Below are 5429 nucleotides of genomic sequence, written 5' to 3'. Positions count from 1 at the left end.
TCACGTATACATATCGTCCTTTTCATTATAAATCTTTCATAAAGCGGAGAGTGGGTATCAAGAATGGAGTTACGTCATTTAGAGTATTTTATTCAAGTTTGTAATAATAATAGTTTTACTAAAGCTGCGGAAGTTCTAGGTATTTCACAGCCGACTTTAAGTCAACAAATACGTGTGTTAGAAGGTGAACTTGATACACCTTTGTTTCATCGAGTTGGAAGAGGTATCAAAATGACAGAAGCGGGTAAGCTGCTATTTGATAAAGGAAAATTTATCATGCAACAATTTGATGACGTTTATAATGAAATTTTTGAATTAAAGGGTGTAAAAAGAGGTGTGATTACTATAGGAGGTCTATTAGAGGACCTTACTTATTTAACACCTTATATTATGAAGTTTCAACAACATTATCCCAACATCGTAGTGAAAATTGTAGAATCCGAAGTTGCCGTAAATCAAATCGTTGACAAAAATATTGATTTTGGGATTACACGTAGTGCTCAAATTCCAGACACATTAACAAACACCCTTTTGTATAGTGAAGAGCTCGTCCTTGTCATTCCCAAAAATCATCCTTTGAATGAAAAATCATTTGTTTCTTTTCGAGAATTAGTAGGGCTGAGTAGAATAATGGTTTCATGTAGTTGTCGTGAATCTATTAAAATATATTGTGAGAGTTTAGGGTTATCTTTATCTGAAGCAAATATAGAAACAAAATCTTCTATTTCTCTATTGAGCCTTGTATACAATGGACATGGGGTTGCCATAATACCTCTTTCACTGGTTAACTTTGTTAATAATGATACTTTGAGCATAGTTCGTATTACTGATCCAACACCAAGTCAAGATATTAATCTTATTCACTTTGATGATAAATTTTTAAGTTTTGCTGCACGCATCTTTATGCAGAAGTTAAATGATTCGCAAAAAGTATCAGTGTAATAGAAATAATAATGATTCTAGTGTGAAATTTGAAAAAATCTATAAGTCTTAAGATAAAGCAAATATTAAAGTCAAAGGGCAGTGGCTTTATATGTGTGGTGTGATTGATTTTTGACTTTTACTTAAGGGAAAGGGGTAGGCTTTGCAAGGAGAGAAGGATGTAAAAAACAAGTCAAGTTTAAGCTATCAACTCTTTTGTCCTATTAAATAGTAATAGATTCCAATAGAGATATACAATGCTATTTCGAATCTACATATCCTTATTGCAGAAAGAAAACCACCGGCATTATACCGGTGGTTTTGATTTAGAAAGCAAAGCAAGTACAACCAATACCCCATTTAGTTCCATCTTTTCCTATTACGGTATGAGTGTGTTGATGGAGAGGGTTACTGCAACTATGTAACTTGTTATCATGGGCATCGTGAGAAAGTATAGTGTTGGCTAGGTTAGCACCGCCATAACCATAAACTCCCGTCGGTGACCAGTCAGGTGATGCTGGCGGCAATTCAGGTGATAAATTTTTAAATTCATCATTTCCATACACAACCTGTCCGCCCATAATTGTGAGTAATGATTCAAGGTTTTTGATTTCTTCTTCTGGCACAGTAAAGTAGTCAGCAGACAATACAGCAAGATCAGCAAACTGACCTACTGCAAGGGTTCCTTTTTTACCTTCATCACCAGAGAACCACGCACTTCCTTTTGAATATAATTCCAGGGCTACTTTTCTATCCAGTTTATTTTTTTCATCGTATATCGAAAGTCCACCAATGGTTTTTCCGGCAACCATCCAATAAAGAGCGACCCAAGGGTTATAGCTGGAAACTCTAGTTGCATCACTACCGGCGCCAACAGGTATACCAAGGTCTAACATACGATAAATCGGAGGAGTACGCTTTGCAGCTTCCTTTCCGTATAAATCAACAAAGTATTCACCTTGAAAAGCCATGCGGTCTTGGATGGCAATACCGCCATTTAAAGCCTTAACACGTTCCATGCTACGATCTGAGATTGTTTCTGCATGATCAAACCACCATCGTAGACCATTAAAAGGAATTTCACTGTTAACTTCCTCGAATACATTTAAGAAACGTGTGATTGACTCATCATAAGTTGCATGTAAACGGAAGGGCCAACGGTTTTCCACCAATAGAGAAATTACTTTCTTTAAGTCAGCTTCCATCATCGTAGCTAGTTCAGGCCGTGGCATTTGAAATTTTTCAAAATCGGCTGCTGAGAATACTAACATCTCTCCGGCACCATTCATTTTATACTTATCAGTTCCTTGACCTGGAGAAACAATTTTTGCCCATGAAGCAAAGTCTTCATATTCATGATTTGGATTCTGCGTAAATAGATTATAAGCAATACGCAAAGTTAATTGTTCCTTCTCGGCTAAATGTTCAACAACTTTGTAATCATCAGGATAATTTTGGAATCCACCACCTGCGTCAATAGCACTTGTAATACCTAATCTATTTAATTCGCGCATAAAATGGCGAGTTGAATTAATCTGGTCGTCAAAATTAAGTGCTGGTGCTTTACCCAAACTTGAATAAAGAATAGAAGCGTTAGGATTCGCAATTAAAAGGCCCGTTGGATTACCTCGTTTATCCCGCTCAATTAAGCAGCCTGGAGGGTCTGGTGTATCTTTTGTATATCCCAGTGCATGCAGCCCAGCACGATTTACAAGTGCTCTATCGTAAAGATGTAGCACAAATACAGGAGTGTCTTCAGAAACGGCATTAATTTCTTCCAAAGTTGGCAACCGTCTCTCTTTAAATTGAAATTCAGACCAACCTCCAACTACCCTTACCCACTGAGGAGCAGGTGTACGCCTTGCCTGTTCTTTGAGCATTTCTAGAGCAATAAAAAGTGATGGCACGCCTTCCCAACGTAATTCCATATTATAATGCAGACCACCACGAATAACGTGTATATGAGAGTCATTCAGGCCTGGAATAGCTCTCTTTCTTTTAAGGTCTATTTTCTTTGTTTTTTCCGTGGCACTATTAAGAAGCTCATCTCCACCTACTGCAGTGACTAAACCATCAGTTATGGCGATAGCAGATACCTCAGGCTGAGAAGGGTCAAGGGTAGTAATTTTTCCGTTATATAAGATCATATCCGGTAAATTCATGTTCACACCTCGTCTACTTTCTATTATTTTGTAACCATGGATGAAATAATTTACCGAAAATCGGCATGACTACCCATGATAGCAAGGACACTATACATACTGAAACAAAAAAGGCCGACATAATAGGATTCATATGTTTTATAATAGGTCCTATCACTTTAGGAACTAACATGCTAAGAGGCCATACACCCAAAAGGGTAACGATAGACATTTTCCATTTTGGCGGTGGAACTGGCGTTTTCGGAGTAACAAACCAATAAGCCAAACTACTTTCAGTTTTGTAACTCGGATTAGTAACTTGAAATTGTTCTGCCGTTTTTAACAAATCCCGGCGAATGTCTGATTCTTGCCAAGCACGTAGATGCTCATACGTATCAAAGCGAAAAATAACAGTATACTCTCTCGATTCGTTATTTGGGACTATTAGATTTACACCTAAATGCCCTGGGAATTTAGTAGCGGCAGCTTCGATTTCATGTCTCCATGTTTCAAACTGTTTTTCTTTACCTTGTTGAATTTCCCATGTAACAATCGTTGTTACTGGATCAGCAGCATCCATCGTGTTCCCTGTATAAGTCTCTTCGACAGCTACTCCTTCTTGTTTCATATTTTCCTGCTTGGAAGCGCGCCGTGCACCATAGTATATGCGTATTCTACTCCTTGACCATAAGCGCCAGTGTGCTCCTTTACAATTTCCATTACAGCATCATAAGTGTCTTTGTGTGCCCAGTCACGTTGGTATTCAAGTAAAACTTGAATTGCTGTCACTGGAATTGCACCAGCTTGTTCTACACGACGCATAGCAGCGTTATGTGCTGTCAGACTAGTACCACCTGAAGCATCATCAACTGCATACACTTCATAGCCAGCTTTCATTGCTTCAAGCACAGGGAATGCAAGGCAAACTTCAGTCCAAAGTGCTGCAAATATTAATTTCTTTCTACCTGTTGCTTTAACTGCTTCAACAAATTTTGGATCTTCCCAAGAGTTCATTGAACTGCGTTCTATAATTTCATGGTTTGGGAATATATCAAGAATTTGTGGCCAAAAATAACCAGAAAAGCTGCGTGTCTCAACTGTAGTAAGAATAGTAGGTACGTTAAAAGTTTTTGCTGATTTAGCAAGTAGCATAACGTTATTAATCAATGTTTGTCTATCAATACTTGCAACTCCAAAAGTCATTTGAGGTTGAAAATCAATCAAAATTAATGCACTGTTCTCCGGATTTAACAATTCTAAATTACTCATAATAAAACGCTCCTTTTTTAATTGTTTAAAATTGTAATCGTAAAAATAAAATTTTTGCTATACCTTTTAAATTAAAAGAGAGTGCTGATTTAATCAGCACTAAATGTATACTATCCATTTTTTTGAAAGTGATTTAAAGCTATTTCTTTGAAATACATTTATCCCGCATTAACGGGCAGTAAGACCCCCACCTCAAAATTCAGCGGAAGCAAAGAAGTTAGGTGGGGGATCAACTGCCTGTAAAAGCCCGATTGGTTCAACTAATAATCAGTGGGGGATGAACAAAACCCCCACTGATTAAAGTTTCACTTTATGCATTTTGTTTACTAAGATCTCGCTGAGCTCCCATATAGCTTCCAATTATATTTTGATAGCCTGGAAGATTGCTAGCAAGCAAATTGCCAAAACCTTCGACATCGTTGCGCCAATCGCGTTGTAATTCGCAAGCTACGCTAAACCAGTTCATAAGTTGCACACCACTATGTGCCATACGAGTATTGGCAGCATCTGCAACTTGTTTACTGAAAGTTCCTGAAGCATCAGTAACAGCAAATACTTCATATCCAGCTTTTATAGCGGACAGTGCCGGGAAAGCAACACAAACGTCCGTAACTACGCCTGCGATGATAAGTTGTTTTTTTCCAGTGTCTTCGATTGCTTTTACAAAATCATCATTATCCCATGCGTTAATTTGTCCAGGTCGAGCTATTTTTGGTGCATGAGGAAAGAGATCAACCAATTCTTGCATTAAAGGTCCATTAGGCCCGTTTTCAAAACTTGTTGTTAAAATAACTGGTAAATCAAAAAACTTAGCAGTATGAGCAAGAGCTAAAACATTGTTCTTGAATTCATCAACACCATAGTCACGTACTAGTCCGGACATAAGACCAGTTTGATGATCTACTAAAAGCACGACAGCATCATCTTTGTTAATACGAGAATAGAGATCAGTCATTATGTATTCCTCCTAAAAATTAAGTAATCGAAGAAAGTTTAAATAGTCGAATACTATCATAAGTTTCTTCGTTTATAACTAAGCTTACCAATAATATTGGTTATAGCAGCATTCACAGAACATGAAGTGCTATACAATTTTAT

5 protein-coding genes are annotated in these 5429 nt (G+C 37.5%); 1 reads left to right on the top strand and 4 read right to left on the bottom strand.

The features are described from left to right. Window positions 1-63: 63 nt before the first annotated feature. A complete protein-coding gene (locus tag ACQGS6_RS22235; protein WP_000423204.1) occupies window positions 64-942 on the top strand; it encodes a LysR family transcriptional regulator in 879 nt (292 codons plus the stop codon). Between the two features lie 305 nt (window positions 943-1247). Here ACQGS6_RS22235 and ACQGS6_RS22230 read toward each other — a convergent pair whose 3' ends face one another. The 4 genes from ACQGS6_RS22230 to ycaC all read right to left on the bottom strand — a co-directional run bounded on the left by ACQGS6_RS22230 (window position 1248) and on the right by ycaC (window position 5286). After that, the gene (locus ACQGS6_RS22230; protein ID WP_001052852.1) at window positions 1248-3083 is read right to left on the bottom strand and encodes an amidohydrolase; all 1836 of its coding nucleotides are present in this window, start codon (window positions 3081-3083) and stop codon (window positions 1248-1250) included. A gap of 13 nt (window positions 3084-3096) precedes the next feature. After that, on the bottom strand, window positions 3097-3690 hold the full coding sequence (locus ACQGS6_RS22225; RefSeq protein ID WP_000806851.1) for an antibiotic biosynthesis monooxygenase: 594 nt from the start codon (window positions 3688-3690) through the stop codon (window positions 3097-3099). Continuing rightward, on the bottom strand, window positions 3687-4331 hold the full coding sequence (locus ACQGS6_RS22220) for a hydrolase (RefSeq protein WP_000067163.1): 645 nt from the start codon (window positions 4329-4331) through the stop codon (window positions 3687-3689). The genes ACQGS6_RS22225 and ACQGS6_RS22220 overlap by 4 nt, the downstream gene beginning before the upstream one ends. Window positions 4332-4641: 310 nt before the next feature. Beyond that, window positions 4642-5286, bottom strand: a complete 645-nt coding sequence (gene ycaC, locus ACQGS6_RS22215) for an isochorismate family cysteine hydrolase YcaC (protein ID WP_000131210.1) — start codon at window positions 5284-5286, stop codon at window positions 4642-4644. Window positions 5287-5429 lie beyond the last annotated feature (143 nt).

The organism is Bacillus sp. GMs2/2 (assembly GCF_050172095.1).
Classification (GTDB): domain Bacteria; phylum Bacillota; class Bacilli; order Bacillales; family Bacillaceae_G; genus Bacillus_A; species Bacillus_A cereus.
The sequence above is the reverse complement of the archived record's forward strand: the minus strand, read 5'-3'. Positions and strand labels throughout refer to the sequence as shown.